At 35.9% G+C, this 23,170-nt stretch carries 23 protein-coding genes and 3 tRNA genes; 15 read left to right on the top strand and 11 right to left on the bottom strand.

All coding sequences use genetic code 11. The features are described from left to right. Positions 1 to 23: 23 nt before the first annotated feature. Entirely contained in the window at positions 24 to 644 is a 621-nt protein-coding gene (gene recR / locus MMF97_RS08400; RefSeq protein WP_243361447.1) for a recombination mediator RecR, read from the bottom strand. 86 nt (positions 645 to 730) lie between these two features. On the opposite strand from recR, the gene MMF97_RS08395 reads away from it, so the two are divergent. The 3 genes from MMF97_RS08395 (at position 731) to MMF97_RS08385 (ending at position 3,507) form a co-directional block, all read left to right on the top strand. Further along, entirely contained in the window at positions 731 to 2,236 is a 1,506-nt protein-coding gene (locus MMF97_RS08395) for a sodium:solute symporter (protein ID WP_243361445.1), read from the top strand. Positions 2,237 to 2,245: 9 nt separating this feature from the next. After that, positions 2,246 to 2,953 (top strand): LOG family protein, encoded by a 708-nt coding sequence (locus tag MMF97_RS08390; RefSeq protein ID WP_243361444.1) that lies wholly within the window; start codon positions 2,246 to 2,248, stop codon positions 2,951 to 2,953. A 62-nt stretch (positions 2,954 to 3,015) separates the two neighbouring features. Continuing rightward, positions 3,016 to 3,507: a hypothetical protein gene (locus tag MMF97_RS08385; protein ID WP_243361442.1), complete on the top strand. Its 492-nt coding sequence runs from the start codon at positions 3,016 to 3,018 to the stop codon at positions 3,505 to 3,507. On the opposite strand, the gene MMF97_RS08380 is transcribed toward MMF97_RS08385, so the two are convergent. Together MMF97_RS08380 and MMF97_RS08375 are read right to left on the bottom strand one after the other, a co-directional pair. Next, the gene (locus MMF97_RS08380) at positions 3,504 to 4,094 is read right to left on the bottom strand and encodes a DUF502 domain-containing protein (protein WP_243361440.1); all 591 of its coding nucleotides are present in this window, start codon (positions 4,092 to 4,094) and stop codon (positions 3,504 to 3,506) included. The genes MMF97_RS08385 and MMF97_RS08380 overlap by 4 nt on opposite strands. Before the next feature lie 58 nt (positions 4,095 to 4,152). Beyond that, positions 4,153 to 6,615, bottom strand: a complete 2,463-nt coding sequence (locus MMF97_RS08375) for a bifunctional UDP-N-acetylmuramoyl-tripeptide:D-alanyl-D-alanine ligase/alanine racemase (RefSeq protein ID WP_317228605.1) — start codon at positions 6,613 to 6,615, stop codon at positions 4,153 to 4,155. Positions 6,616 to 6,664: 49 nt separating this feature from the next. Here MMF97_RS08375 and MMF97_RS08370 point away from each other — a divergent pair, with 49 nt between their 5' ends. From MMF97_RS08370 to MMF97_RS08350, 5 genes are all read left to right on the top strand, one after another. After that, entirely contained in the window at positions 6,665 to 7,153 is a 489-nt protein-coding gene (locus tag MMF97_RS08370) for a regulatory protein RecX (RefSeq protein ID WP_243361438.1), read from the top strand. A 124-nt stretch (positions 7,154 to 7,277) separates the two neighbouring features. After that, a tRNA-Gly gene (locus MMF97_RS08365) sits at positions 7,278 to 7,350 on the top strand. 124 nt (positions 7,351 to 7,474) lie between these two features. Then, positions 7,475 to 7,559: transfer RNA gene (locus MMF97_RS08360), tRNA-Leu, on the top strand. A gap of 60 nt (positions 7,560 to 7,619) precedes the next feature. Continuing rightward, positions 7,620 to 7,865 carry a GIY-YIG nuclease family protein gene (locus MMF97_RS08355; protein WP_243361435.1) on the top strand — a complete coding sequence of 82 codons (246 nt, stop codon included), beginning with the start codon at positions 7,620 to 7,622 and terminating at the stop codon, positions 7,863 to 7,865. 294 nt (positions 7,866 to 8,159) lie between these two features. After that, positions 8,160 to 9,380, top strand: a complete 1,221-nt coding sequence (locus tag MMF97_RS08350) for a fibronectin type III domain-containing protein (protein WP_243361434.1) — start codon at positions 8,160 to 8,162, stop codon at positions 9,378 to 9,380. Between the two features lie 114 nt (positions 9,381 to 9,494). Here MMF97_RS08350 and MMF97_RS08345 read toward each other — a convergent pair whose 3' ends face one another. Next, positions 9,495 to 10,151 (bottom strand): sigma-70 family RNA polymerase sigma factor, encoded by a 657-nt coding sequence (locus MMF97_RS08345; protein WP_243361432.1) that lies wholly within the window; start codon positions 10,149 to 10,151, stop codon positions 9,495 to 9,497. 101 nt (positions 10,152 to 10,252) lie between these two features. Here MMF97_RS08345 and MMF97_RS08340 point away from each other — a divergent pair, with 101 nt between their 5' ends. The 6 genes from MMF97_RS08340 to MMF97_RS08315 all read left to right on the top strand — a co-directional run bounded on the left by MMF97_RS08340 (position 10,253) and on the right by MMF97_RS08315 (position 13,632). After that, complete coding sequence (locus MMF97_RS08340) at positions 10,253 to 10,624, top strand: hypothetical protein (RefSeq protein WP_243361430.1); 372 nt, start codon at positions 10,253 to 10,255, stop codon at positions 10,622 to 10,624. Between the two features lie 173 nt (positions 10,625 to 10,797). Continuing rightward, positions 10,798 to 11,547, top strand: a complete 750-nt coding sequence (locus MMF97_RS08335) for a C1 family peptidase (RefSeq protein WP_243361429.1) — start codon at positions 10,798 to 10,800, stop codon at positions 11,545 to 11,547. 596 nt (positions 11,548 to 12,143) lie between these two features. Beyond that, positions 12,144 to 12,350 (top strand): hypothetical protein, encoded by a 207-nt coding sequence (locus MMF97_RS08330; RefSeq protein ID WP_243361427.1) that lies wholly within the window; start codon positions 12,144 to 12,146, stop codon positions 12,348 to 12,350. 340 nt (positions 12,351 to 12,690) lie between these two features. Continuing rightward, entirely contained in the window at positions 12,691 to 12,978 is a 288-nt protein-coding gene (locus tag MMF97_RS08325; RefSeq protein ID WP_243361425.1) for a helicase-related protein, read from the top strand. Next, entirely contained in the window at positions 12,975 to 13,412 is a 438-nt protein-coding gene (locus MMF97_RS08320) for a cold-shock protein (RefSeq protein WP_243361423.1), read from the top strand. The genes MMF97_RS08325 and MMF97_RS08320 overlap by 4 nt, the downstream gene beginning before the upstream one ends. A 28-nt stretch (positions 13,413 to 13,440) precedes the next feature. Continuing rightward, positions 13,441 to 13,632: a cold-shock protein gene (locus MMF97_RS08315; RefSeq protein WP_243361422.1), complete on the top strand. Its 192-nt coding sequence runs from the start codon at positions 13,441 to 13,443 to the stop codon at positions 13,630 to 13,632. Between the two features lie 589 nt (positions 13,633 to 14,221). Here the strand turns inward: MMF97_RS08315 and MMF97_RS08310 are convergent. The 3 genes from MMF97_RS08310 to MMF97_RS08300 form a co-directional block, all read right to left on the bottom strand. Then, positions 14,222 to 15,433, bottom strand: a complete 1,212-nt coding sequence (locus MMF97_RS08310) for a bifunctional 3,4-dihydroxy-2-butanone-4-phosphate synthase/GTP cyclohydrolase II (RefSeq protein WP_243361419.1) — start codon at positions 15,431 to 15,433, stop codon at positions 14,222 to 14,224. Between the two features lie 115 nt (positions 15,434 to 15,548). Beyond that, positions 15,549 to 16,922: an LptF/LptG family permease gene (locus MMF97_RS08305; RefSeq protein WP_243363295.1), complete on the bottom strand. Its 1,374-nt coding sequence runs from the start codon at positions 16,920 to 16,922 to the stop codon at positions 15,549 to 15,551. Positions 16,923 to 17,020: 98 nt separating this feature from the next. Then, on the bottom strand, positions 17,021 to 17,401 hold the full coding sequence (locus MMF97_RS08300) for an START-like domain-containing protein (RefSeq protein WP_243361418.1): 381 nt from the start codon (positions 17,399 to 17,401) through the stop codon (positions 17,021 to 17,023). Between the two features lie 265 nt (positions 17,402 to 17,666). Here MMF97_RS08300 and MMF97_RS08295 point away from each other — a divergent pair. Beyond that, positions 17,667 to 17,740 (top strand) — tRNA-Met (locus MMF97_RS08295). A gap of 178 nt (positions 17,741 to 17,918) precedes the next feature. Here MMF97_RS08295 and MMF97_RS08290 read toward each other — a convergent pair. The 4 genes from MMF97_RS08290 to MMF97_RS08275 all read right to left on the bottom strand — a co-directional run bounded on the left by MMF97_RS08290 (position 17,919) and on the right by MMF97_RS08275 (position 23,164). Next, positions 17,919 to 18,662 (bottom strand): hypothetical protein, encoded by a 744-nt coding sequence (locus tag MMF97_RS08290; protein WP_243361416.1) that lies wholly within the window; start codon positions 18,660 to 18,662, stop codon positions 17,919 to 17,921. 305 nt (positions 18,663 to 18,967) lie between these two features. After that, positions 18,968 to 20,518 (bottom strand): P-loop ATPase, Sll1717 family, encoded by a 1,551-nt coding sequence (locus MMF97_RS08285; RefSeq protein WP_243361414.1) that lies wholly within the window; start codon positions 20,516 to 20,518, stop codon positions 18,968 to 18,970. A gap of 249 nt (positions 20,519 to 20,767) precedes the next feature. After that, on the bottom strand, positions 20,768 to 21,232 hold the full coding sequence (locus MMF97_RS08280; RefSeq protein WP_243361413.1) for an META domain-containing protein: 465 nt from the start codon (positions 21,230 to 21,232) through the stop codon (positions 20,768 to 20,770). A gap of 270 nt (positions 21,233 to 21,502) precedes the next feature. Continuing rightward, positions 21,503 to 23,164, bottom strand: coding sequence for an IPT/TIG domain-containing protein (locus MMF97_RS08275; protein WP_243361410.1), 1,662 nt, complete (start codon positions 23,162 to 23,164; stop codon positions 21,503 to 21,505). Between the last annotated feature and the right edge of the window lie 6 nt (positions 23,165 to 23,170).

Raw genomic sequence — 23,170 nt, 5'->3', positions numbered from 1 at the left:
TTATAACAGTATGTTTTTATAACCTAACCTTTAATTAATGTGTTTTCATAGGGTACACGGGTAATTATAGATCTGCCTAATGTAACTTCATCGGCATATTCAAGTTCACCGCCAAAAGCAATACCTCTGGCAATTGTGGTGATTGGGATGTTAAAATCTTTTAGTTTTTTATGCAGGTAAAACAAAGTGGTATCACCTTCCATATTAGCGCTTAAAGCCAATATAATTTCTTTTACCGGATGTGTTGCCACACGTTTAACCAAGCTTTCTATCTGCAGGTCTGAAGGTCCTACTCCATCCATAGGCGAGATCAGTCCGCCTAAAACATGATAAGAACCAAAATACTGGTTTGTATTTTCGATAGCCATTACATCTCTTGTATCTTCAACCACGCAAATAGTTTCATGATCTCTTTTTGGAGAAGTGCAAATAGAACAGGTTTCATCATCAGATATATTATGGCAAACAGTGCAATATTTAATGTCTTTTTTTAAGGTAACCATAGCTCCTGCAAACCTGCCAATCTCAGCCTCATCCTTATTTAGCAAATGAAGCACCAGTCGCAGTGCCGTTTTCTGACCTACTCCCGGGAGCTTACTAAACTCATTTACTGCCTCTTCCAATAATCTGGACGAAAAATTCATAGTACAAATTTATTATTTATTGGTTGATATTTGATTTTTAAATAGGCTTTTTACTACATTTATCTCTTTAAACATAAGATCAAAGAATGTCACCTACTATTTTACTTTGCTTTTTAATCGGCTACTTCTTAATGCTGATTATTATTTCATTCGCTACCTCAAAAAAAACATCTGATAATTCTACTTTTTTTATTGCTAACCGAAACTCCAAATGGTATCTAGTTGCCTTTGGTATGATTGGTACGGCCTTATCTGGTGTAACCTTTATATCTGTACCGGGAGAAGTTGGCGCTCCTGCCGGAAACCAGTTCCAATACTTCCAGTTTGTACTGGGTAACGTAATTGGTTTTATTATTATTGCCACCGTACTTTTACCACTGTATTACCGCATGCAGCTTACTTCTATATACAGTTATATAGAAAAGCGTCTGGGTTTTTACAGTTACAAAACCGCAGCAACTATTTTCCTGATCAGCCGTACCATTGGTTCTGCTTTCAGGTTATATCTGGTTGTTATTGTGTTACAGCACTTTATTTTTGACAATTACGGCATACCTTTCTGGGCAACCGTTCTTTTATCGCTTTTGCTTATATGGTCGTACACTTTTAAAGGTGGTTTAAAAACCATTATTATTACAGACACGCTGCAAACATTCTTTCTTGTGCTATCTGTATTTTTAACCATTTACTTTATTACCAAAAGTTTAGATCTAAACATTTTACATGCTTTTGAAACTATTAAAGAGAGTAATTACTCTAAAATATTCTTTTATGAAGACTTTATTGGCAGTAAATTCCACTGGGTAAAACAGGTATTGGGCGGAATTTTTGTAACCATTGCCATGACTGGTTTAGACCAGGATCTGATGCAGAAAAACTTAAGCTGCAAGAATATTGGCGAAGCACAAAAGAACATGTTCTCGTTCACTAGCGTTTTCTTGGTAATCAACTTGTTCTTTTTAAGCGTGGGTGCGCTGCTTTACATTTACGCTGCAAAAAATGGTGTTGCCATTCCTACCGATGCTACAGGCGCATCAAGAACCGACTTTTTGTTCCCTGAAATTGCTTTAAACTATTTGGGTGTTGTACCTGCCATTGTATTTATGTTAGGTTTAACCGCAGCAACTTTTGCCACTACAGATTCGGCTTTAACTGCATTGACTACCTCTTTTTGCGTGGACTTTTTAGGAATGGACAAAAAACAGAGCGCTGATCCCAAGAAAGACATTAAAACACGCCATATTGTACACGTGGTGTTCTCCTTACTCATGTTTGTCGTAATCATCATCTTTAACTCGCTGAACGATCAATCTGTAGTATCTAAAATATTTCAGGTAGCTTCTTACACTTACGGACCGTTATTAGGTCTTTACAGTTTTGGGTTATTTGTTAAAAACAGAGGATTACATGATAAGCTGGTGCCTTTTGTCTGTCTGATATCGCCAGCGGTTTGCTATGTATTAAACAGCCATGCCAAAGACTGGTTAGGTGGTTATGTATTTAGCGTAGAGCTGATTTTAATTAACGGCTTAATAACCTTTTTAGGTTTAATGCTGATCAGTAAAAAAACTGACCAGCAGACCAAATTTTAATATCTAATTATGAATAGTGAAGAAAAAATAAGAAGTGCTTTTGCCAATAAAGACTGGCAGGAAATAAAAACTACGGATAGCTGGCAGATCTTTAAGATCATGGCTGAATTTGTAGATGGATTTGAGAAACTGTCGAAAATAGGTCCCTGCGTAAGTATTTTTGGTTCGGCACGTACTGCAGAAACCAATCCTTATTACCAAATTGCCGTTGAATGCGGTCGCTTGTTAACCGAACGTGGTTATGGGGTAATAACAGGCGGCGGACCGGGCATTATGGAAGCCGGTAACCGTGGCGCACACATGAACGGTGGAAAATCTGTAGGTTTAAATATTGAATTGCCTTTTGAACAGTTTCACAATAAATACATTGAACCAAGCCGTTTACTTCAGTTTGACTATTTCTTTGTAAGAAAAGTGATGTTCATGAAATACTCTCAGGGTTTTATTGTATTGCCTGGTGGTATGGGTACCATGGATGAACTTTTTGAAGCCTTAACACTTATACAAACCGGTAAAATTGCCCGTTTCCCTATTGTTTTAGTGGGTACTGCTTACTGGGGCGGATTAGTTGACTGGATTAAAAATACGATGCTTGAAAAAGAGCGTAATATCAATGCTGAGGATCTTAACCTTTTCAGACTGGTTGATACGGCCGAAGAAGCTGCAGAACATATTTTCAGGTTCTATGACAAATATGTTTTAAAACCAAACTTCTAATAAAAAACTTATATTTTGTAACTGTCTTACATATTTTTTGTCTAAAAATAAACTTTAATTATATGCGAGTTTTAACCTGGACAAAAAATGTGTTTGATAGTAACTATCAACTTTTTTCAGACAATCAGATTATAGGCAATCTTGTTTTCAATATGTGGCAGCATAGTGCTACAGGATTATTTGAAAACCAGACCTTCTTTTTTAAATCTTCAGGTTTTTTAGGCTCAGATACGCAGATTTTCGACATTAATCATCAGGTATTAGGTAAGATTAAGGTGCATAGCTTAGCTTTAAATGCAACCGTAGAACTAACCAACGGCGATCGGTATTTATGGCATGCCAACAGCATGTTTCTTAACAGCTGGCAATTGGGTGCAAGTGAGGATAAAATGGTTAAATGTAACGGTGCTTCGGGTTCGGGTTTTATTACCGAGCAAAATGTTGATCAAAGTATTGTGTTGCTGGCCGGCCTGTTCATTAAAGAAACATTTGCCAAAATGTTCTTTTTTATCATTATGCTGATTTTTATATGGTTCTGCTTATATAAATTTTAAAAACCGCTTACACCACCGCTAACTACTAATTTCATGGCTTCGGCAGCCGACATATCTAAAGGTTTTACACGTTCTTTTGCCACTATATAAACTACGCCGGCAAAAGAATAAGAGAAAGGGAAGTAAACAACCACATCGCCGGGCAATGCAAGTTTATTGAGATCTTGCTGGGTTAAAAAGCCAATGCGTTTTAAGCCTTCTTTTACTTCTACCAGAACTGGGTGGTTAAACTTTTTCTCATCGCCCACAAACGCTTCTGTAAGATCTTTTATAGAAGAATAAATAAAGTTAATCAAGGGTAAACGGTTCAACATCCGTTGAAACCAGTTATACATGGGTGCGGTTACAAAATTGGTTACAAAAACACCTGCAACTAGGATCAACGCGATAACCAAGGCCAAACCTAGACCGGGAATATTTCTGCTCATCCCCGTTTTAGGGTCAACACCTAAAATATTATTGATGTTTAACCAGCTATCTACGGTGGTAACCGCCCAAACCACAATAAAAATACTTAATGCAATAGGTACAACTACGAGCAATCCTCTGATCAAATAATTTAGTATGGCTTTTCCCAACTTGTTCATGGCGCAAAATTAGTAAAATGTTTTTACTTAAATTTTAACACGCCCTATCCCTATCCTTTTAACCGTATAAATATACCCGTTTAACTCTTTGCGAAACGTTGGTCAGTATTTCATACGGAATGGTTTCAATTGCATTTGCAAGATCTGCAATGGTATGTTCGTGGTTAAATACAATTACTTCATCTCCAACTTTGGCTTCAATACCAGTAATATCCAGCATACACATATCCATACAAATTGAGCCTACGGTTGGCGACAAGTGTCCGTTTACCAGCATTTTACCTGTACCATTACCAAAATTACGGTTGTAACCATCGGCATAGCCAATTTTAACCGTGGCAATTTTGCCGCCATGTGACAATACGCCTCTACGGCTGTAGCCCACGGTTTCTCCGGCCTTTAATGCTTTGATCTGAGAGATGGTTGTTTTAAGACAAGCCACCGTTTCAAGACCTTTGCTTTTTGGCAATGCGGCATCAAATCCGTACATGCCTATACCAATACGCACCATATCAAATTGCGTATTTGCGTGACGGCTGATACCGGACGTATTTAATACATGCCTTATAGGTTGATCTGGGAGAACAGTGAGCAATTCATGATAAAAAGCAAGGTATTTTTGCACCTGCATCTGTGTAAAATCATCGTGCAGGGTTTCATCAGCTCCGGCTAAATGGGTAAAAACAGATACCACTTTTATTTTATGGTTATGGGTCAAAATTTGCATTAGAGATTTGAGGTCTTGCTGTTCAAAACCCAATCTGTGCATACCTGTATCTACTTTTATATGGATAGGAAAATGCTGAACGTTGGCAGGTAATGCTTTGATAAAATCAGTTAAAACTTCTGTGCTGTAAATCTCAGGTTCTAAATTGTATTTAACTATGGCTTCAAAAGCCGAAACCTCGGGGCTCATTACCATTATAGGCAAAGTAATACCTGCTTTACGCAAAGCAATGCCCTCATCGGCATATGCAACCGCCAAATAATCTACTTTATGGTATTGCAGTAAATTGGCAATCTCAAAGCTTCCGCTACCGTAAGAAAAGGCTTTTACCATAGCCATTGTTTTAACGCCCGGTTTTAATTGTGCCCGGTAAAATTGCAGGTTTTTAACCAATGCGTTAAGGTTAATTTCTAAAACCGTATCATGTACTTTTTGCGTGAGTAATTTACCTAAGGCTGCAAACCCAAATCGATCTTGTCCTTTTAAAAGAATGGTTTCATTGTTAAAATTAATCTCGGGTAGTTTAGCAATGAGTTCTTCTATTGTTTCAAAGTATAAGCTGCTTTTATCAAACAAGTTTGCAAAACTTGAAATTTCGGGGCCTATGCCTATCAACCGTCCGGCATGCTTATGTTTAAGCAACGTTGCTACTTCCTGGTAAACCTGTGCTGTTTCTTTGCCTTCTGGATTAAGATCTGAAAGGATCAAAGTTTTACGGTTATGCTGGTTTTGTTGATTCAGGAAATCGAGCGCTATGGCTAAAGATGAAATATCGGTACTGTAATGATCATGAATAATTGAGCATTGGTTAATTCCATTAAGCAATTGCAATTGCAACACTACGGGGCTCAATCGTGTTAATCGTTCACTGATCAACGTATTTTCATAACCTAAAGCTAAAAGCACCGCCCAGCAAATTATAGCATTTTCTACTGATGCGGAATCGGTAAAAGGGATAGTCAGCTCAATTTGTTTGCTTTTATAATGAGCTTTTAAATACGTGGTTTCGTTCTTATTTAAACGTTCAAATACCTGCAGATCCGCTGCATTTTCTGTACTCCATGTAAAACTTTGTTCAATGGATAAATTTTCCATATCTATCCCTTTTACATATCCGGGATTGTAGATTAGCAATTTTGCATTTTCAAATAATTTGAGCTTTTCCTTAATTTTTTCAGTACGGTTATCAAAGCCTTCATCATGTTGCGTGCCTATATTTGTTAATATGCCAATATCGGGTTTAATCATATCATGCAGAGCCTGCATTTCGTTAGCCGTTGAAATCCCGGCTTCAAAAATCCCCAGATTATGGTTTTCTGTGATCTGCCATACAGATAATGGTACTCCTATTTGCGAGTTATAGCTCTTTGGACTGCGAACAATATTGTAATCTGTAGCCAAAAGCTGGTATAACCATTCTTTTACCATCGATTTTCCTGTACTTCCGGTTATACCAATGGTTTTTAAGTTAAATCTTGAGCGGTGGTATTGTGCCAAATGCTGTAAAGCAGCCAATACATTGGGTACAAACAGAACGTTTACATCGGCATACTTTTCTGTAAAACCTTTTTCTGATACTACAAAATTCCTTACTCCATTTTGGTAGGCTCCGTCAATAAAGTCGTGCCCGTTGCGTTGCGCTTTTACCGCGAAGAATAATCCCTCATCAGGTGCGGCAATGGTACGGCTGTCTGTAAGCAGTTTTTTGATTTTTAGCTCCGGATTAACCAATACAGCTTTGGCATTCATTATCTTCGCAACCTGTGCTATGGAGTAAGTTTCGTTATCCATCATAGAAAAATGTGTTTTACTCTTATTTTTTTACGAATTTCAGCATTTAATTATGAAAAGTGCTAAAGAAAACAAAATAGCTTTAGATCAGAAGTCGGCTTTGCTAAAGGCTGAGCAGTGGTGTGCTTATCAGGAAAGATCGCAGCATGAAATGAGGAGCAAGCTTTATGAATGGGAACTTAAAATCGCCGAAATAGAAGAAATTATTGCCGAACTGATTGCCAATAACTTTTTAAATGAGGAACGGTTTGCTTTAAGTTATGCATCGGGCAAGCATCATATCAAGAAATGGGGCAAGCTTAAGATTAAACAGGGCTTAAAATTAAAACGTGTTCCTGATAAGATTATACAAAAAGCCCTGAGCAGCCTGGACGAAGAAATTTACCTAAAAAATTTAACACAGCTTTTTGAAAAGAAAGCGAGTACCATTACTGAGAAAAATGCTGCTAAACGCAGTTACAAGCTCTTAAATTACCTTTTAAGCAAGGGTTATGAAAAAGATTTAATTTTTCTTTTACTGAAAAACAATGAGTTAGATTAAACATTTAAAAAAATGTAAAATATTTCTTGGCAGCAATATAAATCTGTGTATATTTGCAAACCCAAACGGAAGAACGGTATATAAAACGGTAACATTTGGGTCTTACATCGGAGATGTAATTTAAGCGAAAGTAGCTCAGTTGGTAGAGCACAACCTTGCCAAGGTTGGGGTCGCGAGTTCGAATCTCGTCTTTCGCTCTAAATGCCTTCCTACCAGGAGGCATTTAATTTTAAAAGCAAATGCTTTTAAGCTGAAGTGGTGGAACTGGTAGACACGTCCCGATTTAAAATCGGGATGCCCTCAACAGAAACAACACATCATGCTCAGATGGTGGAACTGGTAGACACGCAGGACTTAAAATCCTGTGCCCTCAACAGGCGTGCGGGTTCGATTCCCGCTCTGAGTACAAAAGACTTTCCAAAAATGGAGGGTCTTTTTCATTTGAGGTAATTCCTAGAAATTTTCTATGTTCATCGTGTATATCTTACAATCTGAAAAAAGTGGACGTTTTTACATAGGCCAGACCGAGGATATAGCTAAGCGGCTATATCGTCACAGCAACGGTCATGTAACGGCAACCAGAAATAAAGGTCCATGGGCTGTTGTGCATACCGAACAATTCGGCACACGTGAAGAAGCAATCAGAAGAGAACTCGAAATTAAATCAAAAAAGAGCAGGAAATATATTGAGACATTGATGGCTGGCAATTGAACTGGCAGACACGTCCCCGATTTAAAATTGGGATGCTCTATTCGATTCCCGCCTTCAGTACAAACAAAATCGAAACGAAAGCCTTTCAAATGAGAGGCTTTTTTTATGGATAGAAACTGGCAGACACGTCCCGATTTTAATCGGGATGCCCTCAACAGGTGTGCGGGTTCGATTCCCGCTCTGTACAAAGACCTTTCAGAAATGGAAGGTCTTTTTCATTTAAGGTAATTTATAGAAATCTACCGTAATTAAGCTATTTTATATATATTTATAATTTACCAAGTTAAATACAGCATGAAACACTTATTCTCTCTGATATTTGTTGTTATACTACTTGTGTGTACTGCAAATGCCCAAAATGCGCCAACAAACTTAAGTGCCACCAATATTTCAGACAAGATTGCTACTGTAAACTGGCAGGCTTCTATCACAACTCCTACAACCAATATAAAGATAGAGGGCTTCGAACAAGCATTTGGCACTACTTCTTGGAACAGTGGGGGCTATAATTGGGTTTCTACCAATACTGATATCAGAACCTATAGTGGCACAACCCATTCTGGTAATGGTAGTTTGTTTATTGTCCGTACTGATAACCGCCTAATTTTTAACATACCCGTTACTTTAAAAGGGTTATGGGTCTATCCGCAATATTTAACCTCTTATACAATTAAGGGCTATAGCGCAAACAATATCGAGTTATATAGTAAGACCGTAAATGTGAGCTCTAGTATAAGCTATGAATATTTAACTCTTAATTGGAGCAACATTAAAGCAATTAACATTTCTTTTCCAAGTATTAATGATCACAACGAAGTTATAATTATAGATGACCTCGAATACTCCCCCTTAGAAAATGTTTACCCCTATTATCTTTCTACTGTTAATACAGCTCCGGCTAACAACGAAACCGCAAGTGGGCTGGCTACAGGTACAACTCTTAACTTAACAGGTTTACAGCCTTCAACTACTTATTATGTGTGGATGCGTACTTACAATGGCAACGGATATGGCAACTGGACGACTAGTCCGTTAACATTTACAACATCGGCCGTATTGCCTATAACGCTACAATCTTTTAGTGCAGAAAGAAAAGGTAATGAGCTGTATGTAAATTGGAAAACAGCTAGCGAAAACAACAATAGTCATTTCTTAATACAAGCATCAGTTAATGGCAGCACCTGGACCAACTTAGGTAAAGTAAATTCTAAAGCGACAAATGGCAACTCCTCAGCAGCATTAAGCTACACATTTACTCATTCACTAAGTCAGTTGGCTTTGGCCGGGTTCAGCTTATTAGGATTATTACTTTTACCTGCCACCAGAAATAAGTTCTTAAAGTTTGCAATGTTATTACTGGTAATAACAAGTATAACTGCTTGTGCCAAAGTTGATGTTACATCTCCACAATTAGATAAAGGCTTAACAACAGCACAATCTGTGTATGTGCGTCTTGTACAGGTAGATTTAGATGGCACGCTTACCTATAGCGACGCAGTTCAGGCAAAGAAATAATTATTACAGATACAAATTAAAAGAGAAGCAATCTACACAGATTAACTTCTCTTTTACTCTTACTTAATTTTTATAACCTACCTCTCAAGCCTGCCTTTTGGCATTTCATAAATATTACATTTTCTGTTTCTGGATCCCAAGTTTCATCAGAACACCATCAACTATGCGGTCGCACCTATCCAAATGAAATTGATAAGTATGCGCTTTCATATAACTCCCTAAAGTATCTTTAAGCATAGTTTTGGCTCGGTTTAGACGAACTTTTACATTGGGTTCATCAATTTCAAGTGTTAGTGAAGTCTCGCGTACAGACAGGGCTTCCAATTCTCTCAATACAAAGACCAACCGGTATTTTTCAGGCAGTTTCCAGATGGCCTGTTCCAAAACTTTATTAAGCTCTTTATTGATCAATACCTTTTCAGGTGTTTCGGAATAGGCCGCTTTTTCAGGATGTTCCATGCCTGTTAAGACTACTTTTTTCATTTTTTTCTGTTGCTGAAAGCATTGGTTCAACATAATTTTGGTTAACCAGGTGCCAAATGAAGAGCGTTTCTCGAATCTTTTCAGGTGTTCATAGGCATTCATATAAGCCGACTGCATGGCATCTTCAACTTCGGCTTCTTCTCCAAGTATAGACATACCTATGCGAAAAAGTCGTTGATTGTAGCGACGTATAAGAACTTCAAACAAATGGTTTTTGCCTTGTACAATTTGTTCAATCAGTTCTAGATCATGTGTTTCGTAATAATTTCCCAAAGATTTTTGCTTCATTTTAATCTGAGAGTTTTACCATAAAAAGGTAACAAAAAATTTCATAAAATTCTTTGTTACCTTTTGAATACTGCTTTCTCTATTTAAATAAACAATTGATCATGGCAAGTATTAAACAACTACAGGCTACCTTAAAACTTACATACGGACTTGTACCTATTGTAGCCGGATTGGACAAATTTACCAATCTCTTAACCAATTGGGGCGATTATTTGGGTAACAATCGCAATTTGCTTCCTTTTGACCCTCAAACATTTATGCATATTGTAGGTATCATAGAAATTATTGCCGGCATCCTCGTATTGCTGCGTCCACGCTTTGGTGCATATCTTGTTATGGCCTGGCTAATTGCCATAGCTTTACAGCTTGTAATAGGTGGCGGCTTTTATGATGTTGCTGTTCGCGATCTGGTTATGGCTATTGGCGCTTATACATTAGCCCAACTTACCCGGTTATTACCTGCTTCAAATTAAATACAATAAAAATCTGAAAGCTCTTGAAAAAAGCCCGTTTATTGAGCGGGCTTTTATAGACCAATTACTTATACCGTAAAAATACCTGTTTCTTCATCAGGAAAATACCTTTTTAAGTTTTGTTGCATTACGGTAATTTAGTAACCAACATAATTTATTAAAAAACCCGGCAAATGAAAACAGTAAACCTGCAACTGCCTTCAGAACAGTTACCTTCTAAAATTGATTTATCTGTTTATTGCCCAAATGCAAAAGGTCAATACCGCTCAACTTGTTACGCCTATGCTTTTGCTTATACTGCTTTAAGTATTAATTATTGTGTAAAGCATAACATCACCGAGAGAAAAGAGGTTGAAGAGAATGCTTTTTCTCCAGGTTTTATTGCGAGTCGCCACAGGCAGAACACCAATTTTAATTATTGGTGTGGTCGTCAGGGTAATTACGATATTGATCTGGATATTTTTGGTAAAGATGGTTGTCCAAAACTGATCGATTTTCCACCTGATTGTACTGCTACAATACCTGATAATATTTTTGCATTGGCCAGCCAAACACGTTTAGATAAATATGAATATATTCAAACGCAAAACGACACCTCAGTACAAGCTATTGAAAAAATAAAAATTGTGCTGGCGCATCAGGTTCCTGTTTTAATTGTGGTTAATCTTACCAAAGATTTTTCAAACAAACTTAAAAACGATTGCAATACAACTTTACCTTCTTTATATCATGGCAAGAAAGCCTCAGGATATCATGATATTTGCGTTATAGGGTATGATGACGACCCTAATTCAAAATATTTTGGCAGGTTCCTGATTAAAAATAATTATAAAACCTGGGGTGATAGCCGTAATATGGCCTGGGTACTTTATAATGATATGATGTATATGATCAGTCAGGCTCTTTATTTTACGATTTTGTAATAAATACAAGGTATTTGATTACACAACTATTACTTAACAATTGTTATTTTGATACTTTTATCCAACTGTTACCTTTACACCTAACTTTCAAAGGGGAAATCATGGATAACGGTTTACAGCCATTCTTTATATTAAATCATTAATTCAACAACATCTGTTAAACTGTTTTTTTCATTGAGTTAGCAGTTAGTCCTGACTATCAACCATTAACCTTTCACAACCTAAATTTCCAGCCTGACTGGCATTCTTTTTAACACTTTTCAGTTCTTTTCAAAGTAGCTTATAAGTTTTTCAAACACTAAAAGAATACTGCATAAGTTTAATAGGAATATTATGTATTTTACCATAAAAAAACCTGTACTTGTAATTAATTAATATAAGTTTATTCATTGCATTTAATATATTTGCAATCTAAATTTATAATTAAAGCGTTTGCTTTAAGTCTCGCTCGAAACGTAGGAAATTTCATTGGCAACAAGACTTAAGTGGAAACGTCCATGCTATGGTGTGGGCGACACTTACGTTGCCTGGTATCCTACGACCCGAAGAGCGTAAAGATGTTGCCTGCACCATAGCATTTTATTATTAATAACGCTATGAACGCAGAACCAGAATTCAAAGGATTTAATCACGCTATTTCGGATGTTGTAAGGTTCTTACCATCCCATGATTTCTTTACCATTATGCTTAAGAATGGCAAAATTGTACACTATAGTCCCGAAAATTATTATGACTTTTTAGCCTGGCTACGTTCCCATAAAATTCCTGATGTACGTGAAAGCTGGAGTAAGGAGCTTGGATAAATATACCTTGCCTATTGGTGAAGAGATTTTTTGATCATTATATGGCTAAAAGCCGGAACTGCTCTAAGTATCGTTGTACATTTTTTGTTAATGCACCCTATTGGCAGATAGCTAAAGGTTAAATTAAAATTCACTAATTCAATTATTTAATCTATATTTGTAAAAATAACAAGGTTCTGTCTTTGCTTCTTCTGATATATTTGAAGTAAATTTCTTCATCAGTCTTCGCTTCCCCAGCTACCACATTTTTAACGATAACTTAAGGTTGTTTAGTAGGCGATTGAATATCTATTACATTACCCAGGTTAATAGATTTTGCCGTTGAAACGGCGCCCAAATAATGAACTTTAAAGCATTTAATTTAAAAGAAACTCTTCTCCGCTCAATTACGGGGATTGATACTGAGGAATTGTCTCATCTTGTAAATTACGAGCTTCCAAATAGCTCTGAAACTTATGTACATAAAATTGGCAGAACAGGCAATGCCGGATCTGCTGTTGTGGCCGTATCTTTTTGTGACGCTACAGAAGAAATAACAGATTTAAACAACATACAAAAGCTAATTGGTTTTAAGATACCCGTTGCAACCCCGGTTAGCACAGATCATTTAAAGAAAGATTATATATGAGTGAATCGTTCGCTAAGAAAGAAAAAACGAAAAAAAAAGCAAAAAAGAAGCAGGATAAGGCGCTAAAAATGATGAATCGCAAAAGCAGCAATACCCAATCTAAAACATTTGAAGATATGCTGGCTTATGTAGATGAAAATGGAAATATCAGCGATAAGCCTTCTACTACGTCTGTAAAAAAAGAAATTGATGTAAATGACATTGTACTTGGTGCAGCGGTGCGTACACCGGAAGAAGTTCAGCTAAGCGGCACAGTACTATTTTATGATGAAATAAAAGGATATGGATTCATAGCTGTTGATAGAACAGAAGAAAGAATTTTTGTTCACAATAGTGCATTATCCGAATCTATCAAACAAAAAGACAAGGTTTTGTTTGAAAAAGAAAAAACCCCTCGTGGGTTTAGTGCCGTAATGGTGAAAAAAGTAAAATAATAAATTATCAAAATAAATATTAATAACAATGCAAAAAGGAAAAGTAAAGTTTTTTAATGAAACAAAAGGATTTGGTTTTATCACCCCTGCTCAAGGTGGAGCAGATGTCTTTGTACACATTTCGGGCTTACAAGATGAAATTCAAGAGAATGATGAAGTTACTTTTGATGTAGAGAATGGTAAAAAAGGTCTCAATGCCGTGAACGTTAAGATCGCATAAGTTTAACGATTAAGTTCTAAAGGCCCAGAAGGAAATTTTATTTTGTTTTTAAGGCTCCTTATATTTTTTTACCATAATTAAAATAAGTTGTTATAACATCAAAATGAATAATAACTGGTGAGAATTGGTCAGGCTGTTCCTTCAGTAAATAAACTGACCTTATTAACCCAAACCGGCAAGTAAATCTGCCGGTTTTTTTATTAATATAAAAAACTGTCTTCTATAAATCTAGACAAACAAGTTAATAAGGCTTTATAACGAGTTGTTTTAAAACATTTTTTTTAAATATTTAGTCAATTATATAATATTTAATATTATTTGTCGTATAATTGTACGAGAGCGTTAATTTAGATGTTAGCGGGAATGGTCGGAGATCATTTCCGCTTTCTTTTTTTAACAGCCTTTTCAATCAATCCACTTAATCAGCTTAAAATTTATTACGCATAAAAAAAAACTGTCTCAAAAGTTGATCGTCATACTACAAAATGTATTAGATTCTGAAACAACTTGTCCCGAATTCAATCGGGAAGTTCAGAATGACGAATCTCAGGACTTTTAAGACAGCCTCTTTATTTATCTGCCGGAAAGATTATCCTTTTAAGATCTGGTGTCCCATTTTATCTCTCTTAGCCAACAGGTAAGAGCGGTTATAAGGATTGCTTTCTATTTCAATAGGAATATTCTCTACCACCTCTAATCCATAACCTATTAAACCAGCTCTTTTGGTTGGATTATTAGACATTAAACGCATTTTGGTAACGCCTTGTGCTCTTAAAATCTGGGCACCTACACCATAATCGCGTTCATCACCTCTAAAACCTAATTTGATATTGGCCTCTACGGTATCTAAACCTTTATCCTGTAAGTTATAAGCATGTAATTTATTAATCAGGCCTATGCCTCTGCCCTCCTGGTTCATGTAAACTACTAAGCCTTTACCTTCTTTTTCTATCATTTGCAGCGCCTTGTGCAATTGCGGACCGCAATCGCAACGGCATGAACCAAAAATATCGCCTGTTACACATGAACTGTGTATGCGGGTTAATACCGGTTCGCCTTCTTTCCACTCGCCTTTTGAAATAGCTAAATGGGTAGCTCCGTTACTTAATTGGGTATAAGCAGTCATTTTAAACTCGCCAAACTCTGTTGGTAAGCTTACACTTACTTCTTCTCTGATTAAGCTTTCTGCTGCCAAACGATAGGCAATCAGGTCTTTGATGCTGACAATTTTCAGATCGTGTTTTGCAGCGATGTGCATCAGATCTGGTAAACGGGCCATTGTACCGTCTTCATTCATAATTTCTACCAAAACACCTGCAGGTTCAAATCCGGCTAAGCGGGCAATATCAATGGTAGCTTCGGTATGTCCGGTTCTGCGCAATACGCCTTCTTTACGTGCTCTTAGAGGGAAAATATGCCCCGGGCGACCCAGGTCTTCCGGTTTCGTTTCAGGATTGATTAAAGCCTGAACGGTTTTAGCTCTGTCGTGCGCCGAAATTCCGGTGGTACATCCATGCCCTATCAAATCTACCGAAACGGTAAAGGGGGTTTGGTGTAAAACGGTATTATTCTGCACCATCAGGTTCAGTTCCAGCTTATCGCAAAGTTCTTCAATTAAAGGAGCACATATTAATCCACGTCCGTGTTTAGACATGAAGTTGATGATTTCGGGGGTTACATTTCGGGCTGCAGTAACAAAATCGCCTTCGTTTTCGCGGTCCTCATCATCTACAACTATAATAATTTTACCGGCTTTAATATCTTCTAAAGCCTCTTCTATGGTATTTAATTTGATTTCCATTTTAGCTAAAAATGTGTTGCAAAGGTACAACCTTTAATGTACAATTAATGATGTTTTACCATTATTTTGCCATGGTTTACACAGTTTTACAATGCTGTGTATTTTAAAACTTACACTATTGCTTGTCTTTCTTTTTACGTATAAAGAAACGGGTAATGGCCTGCTTGTAATAATCTACATCAAATAATGCTGAATCTACTGAAGCTTTATAGGTTAAGAAAATGCCTACTGGTGTAAGGACAATAATGGCTAGCCACATGCCCGCAATGGTAGTTAAAGAGCCTTCTTTAGCCGATTTCTCTGCCACAGTTGAAATGATATGGTAGATCAGGAAGAAAATTACAGAGATAACCACCGGCAAGCCCAGGCCTCCTTTACGGATAATTGCGCCTAAAGGTGCCCCGATAAAAAATAACAGCAAACAGGATACAGCAAGGGTAAATTTACGCTGGTATTCTATCTGTGCTCTGATGATCTCTTTTTGTTTAAGGTCAAATTCTACAGTAGCATTCTTTAAGCTCTGCCGCATGGCATCGGCCTGATCAAAAGCCAGTTGCAATACATTATACCGGTCTCTTTCGGGTACTATATTAATGATATTGCCTTTTATGGTTTTTACAGCCTTGCTTACTTTGGTATAGCCTTTTAAATAGTTATTCTGTTTTAAATAGGCTCCTGCGTTAACGCTTACCGCTTTGCTGATGCTATCTACATCTTTTCTCAGCGAATCTTGCCGGTGCAGCAGCTCTTTACGGTTAAGCATAGGGGCATTATTTTTAAAGCTCTCTTCCTGCGTACGGGTTAGGCCTTTAAAACTGCTGAAATCAAACTTAACTTCGGTTTCTTTAAAACGCATACGGTTAAAAGTCTGCCTTGGATTGTAATAACCGCTGTTTGAAGGTGCTTCTTCATAGCGCACCCCATTAATTAATTTTAAGATCAGGTAATTACCGTCTGATGTTTTAGACATCTGCCCTTTCTCTGCCAGTGTAATTTTAGGTACGCCATTGGTACCTTTATGCTCGTAAATGGTAATACCGTATAAAGAATCTACCGCGCCTTCGCCTTTGCGTTCAACACGCATGGCATAATCGGTAATGCTGTTATTAAATATGCCGGGTTTAATTAAAAACGAAAGTTTCTTATTACGTACGTCCCAAAGTAATGAACCATATTTTAAATTGGCTTTGGGCAACATGTAATCTGAAAAGAAAAAGGATGCCACCGATAAGCAGACAATAAATACAAAAAGAGGCTGCATAGCTTTTCTAAGCGAAATACCTGCCGATTTAATGGCTACCAGCTCATAATTTTCGCCCAAACTACCAAAAGTCATGATAGAAGATAAGAGCACCGAAAGCGGCAAAGCCATAGATACATTGGATGCCGAAGCATACAGCATCAGCTCGGCAATGGTGTACCACTCAAAGCCTTTCCCGATCAAATCATCTATGTATTTGAAAAGAAAGAACATCAAGAGGATAAACATCACAATGAGAAATGTGACGATAAAAGGCCGTATAAACGCTTTAATTAAAAGTAGGTGTATCTTTTTCAACGATACAAAGATAATTAAAGCTTCTAAATTTAAGCACCCAAAACGCTAACGAGGTAATCAATCTGGTTATCCCAGATCTGTTTGCGTTCCTGTATGGTTTCTTCTGTGGCAAAATCGGTAACAGCGAGCGCTACATCGTTGGTAAGTTCATCCTGCACAATCTCCATTTCAAAAAAGCAGTGCGGTTCATCGTCAATCCATTTAAACTTAACCAGTTTGTTTTCTTTTAAGCTTAAAAGCTTGGCTTTCTGCACCTCTCCGTCCCAAGAAAATGTATATGTCTGATCATTGAAGGTAACATCATCGGCAAACCATTGCGCCAAACCGTTAGGCTCACTTATAAAACTAAATAAGATACGCGGAGACGACCGGATTGCGTACTCTAATGTAAATTTCTTTTTTTCTGACATATTTAAGGTCTATGAAGTCTTTGTTTTTAATCTTCTATCTTTTGCTAAGAAAAGTATTTTATTTTTAAAAAGCAACTGTTTACTTAAGTAACAGCAAATTAACTTTATACAGCTTAATTTTTACCCTGATCTTATTTTAGCAGACCTTTGAAATACGCCTGATTTTTATGGAGGGCAAAGCTCAACATATCATAACCCTAAAATAATTTTCAAATATTATTTTCTCCTCAAGTGGAATTATTCTATATTTGCATCTCGAAAAAACGGCGGGGTAGCTCAGATGGTTAGAGCGCAGGATTCATAACCCTGAGGTCGGCAGTTCGATCCTGCTCCCCGCTACTACAGAAAGCTCACAGTAATGTGGGCTTTTTTGATTCTAACAGTTCTATGCAATCCAATCTTAAGAGCAGACTGTTTCAAACAGGGCAATAAGTAAGTATTCCTATTTAATAGATATTTATACCTAGTTGCTTAAATGTATTTAATGTAAAACTAGAATATTTGTTAGTGTTTCTTTTTATTTCTTTGCAATAACTATTGTTTTTTCGCTATAATTATTTGTGTCGTAAGTATATTCTACTCTATAATTCCATTCTTCATTTGCAAGTTCCAGTTCAGAGCCTTTTATATTACTTGAATTAAAGAAGATTGAAATTCCATTAAGAACAACCTTTTTACCGTCTCTGTTTTTTAAAACAGTTGGATAAAAACCCATACTCTGTTCTTCTGATTTTACAGCCTGTCTCCTAATTTCTAATGAGATACCATATTCACTTTCCGAAATATGTTTAATATCATCGATAAAAAAAATGTTTTTATAAATTGAATAATGATGTCCTAATGGTGGTTTGTCTGAAAAAATAATAGTTGTATATTCATATTTTTTTCCATTATTTAATTCTACCTTGCAGGGAACAATTTTGTCTAAAGACCAATTATTTGTCAAACCAATTTTTTCAATTTCAATTTTTAAATCATTTGGGCAAACTAAATTTCTTTTACTCCACTCTTTTAGAAGTTCAATTTGTCCGTCAATAATCTTTTCATACATGTTTCCTTGTATATAAAATTGGGCCTTACATTTTTCACATTGATAAATTTTAATTTTTCCAATTTCATCTGTCAGTTTAATTGAAGAAATGAAATTGCTTTTCAAGTAATCTATCCCAAAACCAATAATGTTTTTTTCAAAGCAATTTGGGCAACCATTTTTCTTATATTTTTTGAATAGATTGAACAAGTTTTCTATTTTAAGGTTCATTTTTCTATCGAGGTTAAAATAATTGCTTAGCGGTTTATTGTCTGTAGAGTAGAAATTCTGATATAAATCAGTAAATCGCATATTTACTTAATCAAAATTATGCAGTTATACTTAGTCATGCGTATATCAATCTCCATTTTTCATCTCTTCTGTCAAGCCCAAGAATCCTTAACTTAAACTCTAATAAAATCTTTCAACATAATTATCTCTTTGTTAGGTAGGTAAATATGTAAATAAATATTACAGTTAACGGTTCGAATGCTATTACCAGCCTCTCTTTAGCAATATTTTGCGTGAAGGTGCTTTTAGTTCTCTCTTTTATCAAAATAAACTTCAACCGCTTTATGGAAAATAAATTTTAAGTCAAAGTTTATTACACACGGTTCTTCAGTCCTTTCTCTATGCTTAAAATAAATTTTTGTAGAACCAAACTCTGAATTATCAAAATTACCAAGAATACTATAATCGAAAAGGTGAGATATTGTTAATTCTGGTTCATAGTCTAATCCTGTCTTTTTAAACTCCTCTAAAATTTGAGACTTAGTTAATGGCTGTTTGGTTTTAATATTTTTTAATGATAAAAAAATTTTATTGATATCGCTTTCAGTAAAATTTGCAGAAAGTTCATTTTTTATTTCAAGTATCAGTTCCTCTACATAGGCACTGACTAAACTCTTAGAATTATTAAAATTTAATGGAATTTTAAAGGCGTTTTTAGATAATGGTTTAAATAATAAAATTAAATCTCTAGGTCTAAAAAATGTATAATCTATCAAGTGTTTAAAGCTACTCCCATTGTATTGATAGTCTTCTTTAAACAAACTACTCCAAGGATCAGATTTGTGATATGTTAGATTTTCTTTTTGAAAGTTTACCTCTATTCTTTTATTTATCAGTTTTTTTAGTCCAACTAGATTTTCATTACTTTTAAAGTTCTCATGCTCATACCATATTAATGGTATTTCATAAGATGAAAATAGTTTTGCTGTGTCTGCATTGTACTTAACAATAATTCTTTTTAAATCATCTCGTAGAAGTATTATAATTTTCGCTTTAAGATTATTTTTACCAAAAAAATCAATGTTATAATCTTTAGCAACCCTAAGGACATTTGTAACACTTTCTATACTTTGTATATCACTTTCCTTAAAACCTATATCTAAATCGTCAAAGATTAAGTGGTATTCATTTTCCGAAGTAACATTATCTTTTAAAAGTTTAATTACTACTTCTTGAAGTGGACGAAGAATTTTATAAAATGGAGCCTTATGTTCTTTTATGCCAATATCTTTTTTAAATAATGAAGTAAAAACACGTTTAAAATATTCAATGTTAACTTCAAAAGATTTTGTTCTAATGATTTCTGCGATTTCAAAATTTTTAATATCTACCAACCCAGAATTCCTTTTAAGAAATATCCCTAAATCTTTAAATTCTTTAATTTGTTGAACGGATTGATCTTGAGTAAATAAACTAATTAATTTTGTTAGGATTATCCATTCGAACAATAATTTTTCCTCCAAAGGTAATCCTTGTTCTTTCCCAATTTGTACAATTTTATGGCTATCTAAGTCTCTTGTCTTAATAAAATCACAAAATGTATTGGGGTCATTTGATGCTGAATAAAATATAAACTCTGCTATGGCTGATTTACCAGCTCCTTTACGTCCCGTTACTATAAATTTTTCACTATTTAATTCTGGAAATACATTTAAATAATCTCCAAAAATTTCTCCAAGTTTAATTTTAGAATTATAAGTTGTTTCTCCTTCTGCCTCTGGTGTTCCGATAAAAAAATTACGTGTTGTACCATTCTCATAAGTATTGGTGTTACTTAATTTATTAAAAAAGCTCATTTGTTAGTTTATTTTAATGATTTTTATAGTATGCTACCAACTAATCAATTATACTTAGATAATTAGCAATAATTTGTAAAAAATTCGGTAAGTCTTTTTGAGAAATCCGAGCTGTTAATTAATTCCTAAACTAGCACTTCCTTTAGAGATTTACAAATGGTTTCACTCAATTTTTGAATAGAAAAATTACTCCTAACAAAAAACGCCCTTTGGTAAACCAAAGGGCGCTCAATGCTATTCATTTGTAAATTATTGAGTACTCAATTTGGCAAGTGTTGTATTTTTCTCGTCGTTCAGCATTAAAACATTACCTTCTATGTGGTAAGTTTTTACTTTTTTCATGGCATCCAAAAATTCGGTTTCTACAGCTAAATTAGGGCAGGCCATCATGGTTGCGCCAACTTGTGAAAGTTCGATACCGTTGCTGTCTTTCAGTTTAAAACTGCCCATAAAATTATTACAACCTGCATTTCCGTTAAATTTGTTGGTTTCTTTTTCAAACACCAGATGCGGTTCTTTTTTGAAAGCTGTATCCAACTTAATGGCTTTGCCATTTAGCTCGTTTAGTTTCCATTGCGTACCAAACAGATCAGCCGTTACTACCGCTTTAGTTTGCGTTGCCAGGGTGTCTGTTGTTGTTTTACTGTTGGTGTTTGTGTTATTGCAGGCTGCTGCTACAACAGCCAAAGCAATGATGAGAAAGCTTTTTTTCATCTGTTTTATTTTTGTTTTTCTGTCAGATGGAACCTTTTGATGATTAAAAATAATCCTGATGGGTTCGTAATTCAATTTCCCTTAATTATCAAAAATCAAACCATAAAAATATAGCTTGAGCGAATGAACCGCACCGAAGCAGGAATTACAACAGACCTCTCCCTAGATTAACTGCTCAAATACTTTACATAATCTGCTTCCGGCTTTCTAAAACATAAAAAAGAGGATAAATTTTTCAACTTACCCTCTTTTCATTTATGATGAAAAATTTTAATTGGTTATCGTAAAGTTATCAGTATGCATTACAGTCTGACCTCCAGTTACTACACTTAGTTTCATGGCACCAGGTGTAACATTTGAGGGTACGGCTACTACAATAGTATTGTCTGTAACACTAACTGGTGTAACATTAATTGTTCCGAATCTTACGTAAGTATTGTAAGTACCCGGATAAAAATTAGCACCTTTTATGGTAATCAGTGTACCAGCTACACCCGATACTGGTGAAAATGAAGTAAAAGTAGGGCCAGTAATTTCAAATTCTCCCGGAGCAACAATTTTCTGGTTAGGTACATCAACGCTAATTTTTACTTTGCCTGCATTTATTCCCGTAGGAACAGTTACCCTTAAATTGCTCGCCGAAGTTGCCGTTCCGTAAGAACTTACGGTTCCAAAGTTTACATAATAGCTATTGCCTGCAATAAAGCTACCACTAAGGTTCACCTCACGTCCAGGACCACCTAATACCGGTGAGAAACCCGTAACCGTATAAGCTGTTACTTTAACTTTTTGAGGTGCTTGTACTTCATGTGGACCTACTCTTAAGTATATAGCATATTCGCCTTCGGCTGTAGAGGCTGGAATATTTAATGCATAAACATTTGTATTCTGTAAATAAACACTCTGGTATTCGCCATTGCCAAATTTAATCATCGGCCTGCCAGAACCACCATCTGACATGGTAGGATAATTAACGCCTGATATGGTTATGGTTTGTCCTGGCAGCGCACTTTGCGGATTTACCGAATTGATCTGCGGTGCAATTACCGTAAACTCTCCCGGTAAAGTTATTTTTGTTCCGTTAATCACTACTGAAACCGTCGATTTTTCGCTCACTGCAAAAGGAACCATCACTGTACTACTGTAATAGTTGGTACTGGTTTGCACATTATCAAAATACACCGGAATATTTCCTGAATAAGAGGAACTGTTAGGCAGGTTATCGCCTGTTAAAGTAATGCTAGAACCTACTATACCTGATTTTGGCGCATAATCTTTAATATTGGCCAATATCGTAAAATACATAGAAGTATTAACCGCAGCGCCACTAACGAACATGTTAACCGTAACCGACTGACCATGAGCCGCAGTTATACCTGTCGGAACTTCAACCATTATTTCGCTATCTGATGCGGTGATTACTTTAGCTCTAATGTTACCAAAATTTACGATGACATTCGCAACAGAAGGATTATAAAACTTACCCGAAAATTTAACCAGATCTCCGGCTTTTCCCGAAGAAGGCGTAATGGCACTACTTGAAGGGCGTGGCAGTGCTGCAGAAAGGGCTGAGCCAAAAACAGTACCGTTTTCATCTGTAATATAAGCTCTTACCAAGATTGTGTTAGAATAAGGTGAATTAACATAATCTATCGTTTTGCTGAACTCACCTTTTGAGGGACTATTGCCTAATGATACTTTTGTACCATTATTTTCATCAACTTGGTAAGATGCAGTGCTGTAAATAAAACCATAATCTTTAATTTTCTGGTTACCTGTGGCAAGAATATTACCCCTAAATGATATACTGTTCGGCGAGTTTGCCGTAACAGACAAGGTCTGAATTTCTGGTGGGGCAAATTTTTCTTTCTTACAACCCGTAATTACAAGCGCAAAAATGCAAAGAAAGCTAAAAAGAGTTAATTTTTTCATGTCTAT

Origin of the sequence: Pedobacter montanisoli (assembly GCF_022809115.1) — a bacterium.
GTDB lineage: Bacteria > Bacteroidota > Bacteroidia > Sphingobacteriales > Sphingobacteriaceae > Pedobacter > Pedobacter montanisoli.
The sequence above is the reverse complement of the archived record's forward strand: the minus strand, read 5'-3'. Positions and strand labels throughout refer to the sequence as shown.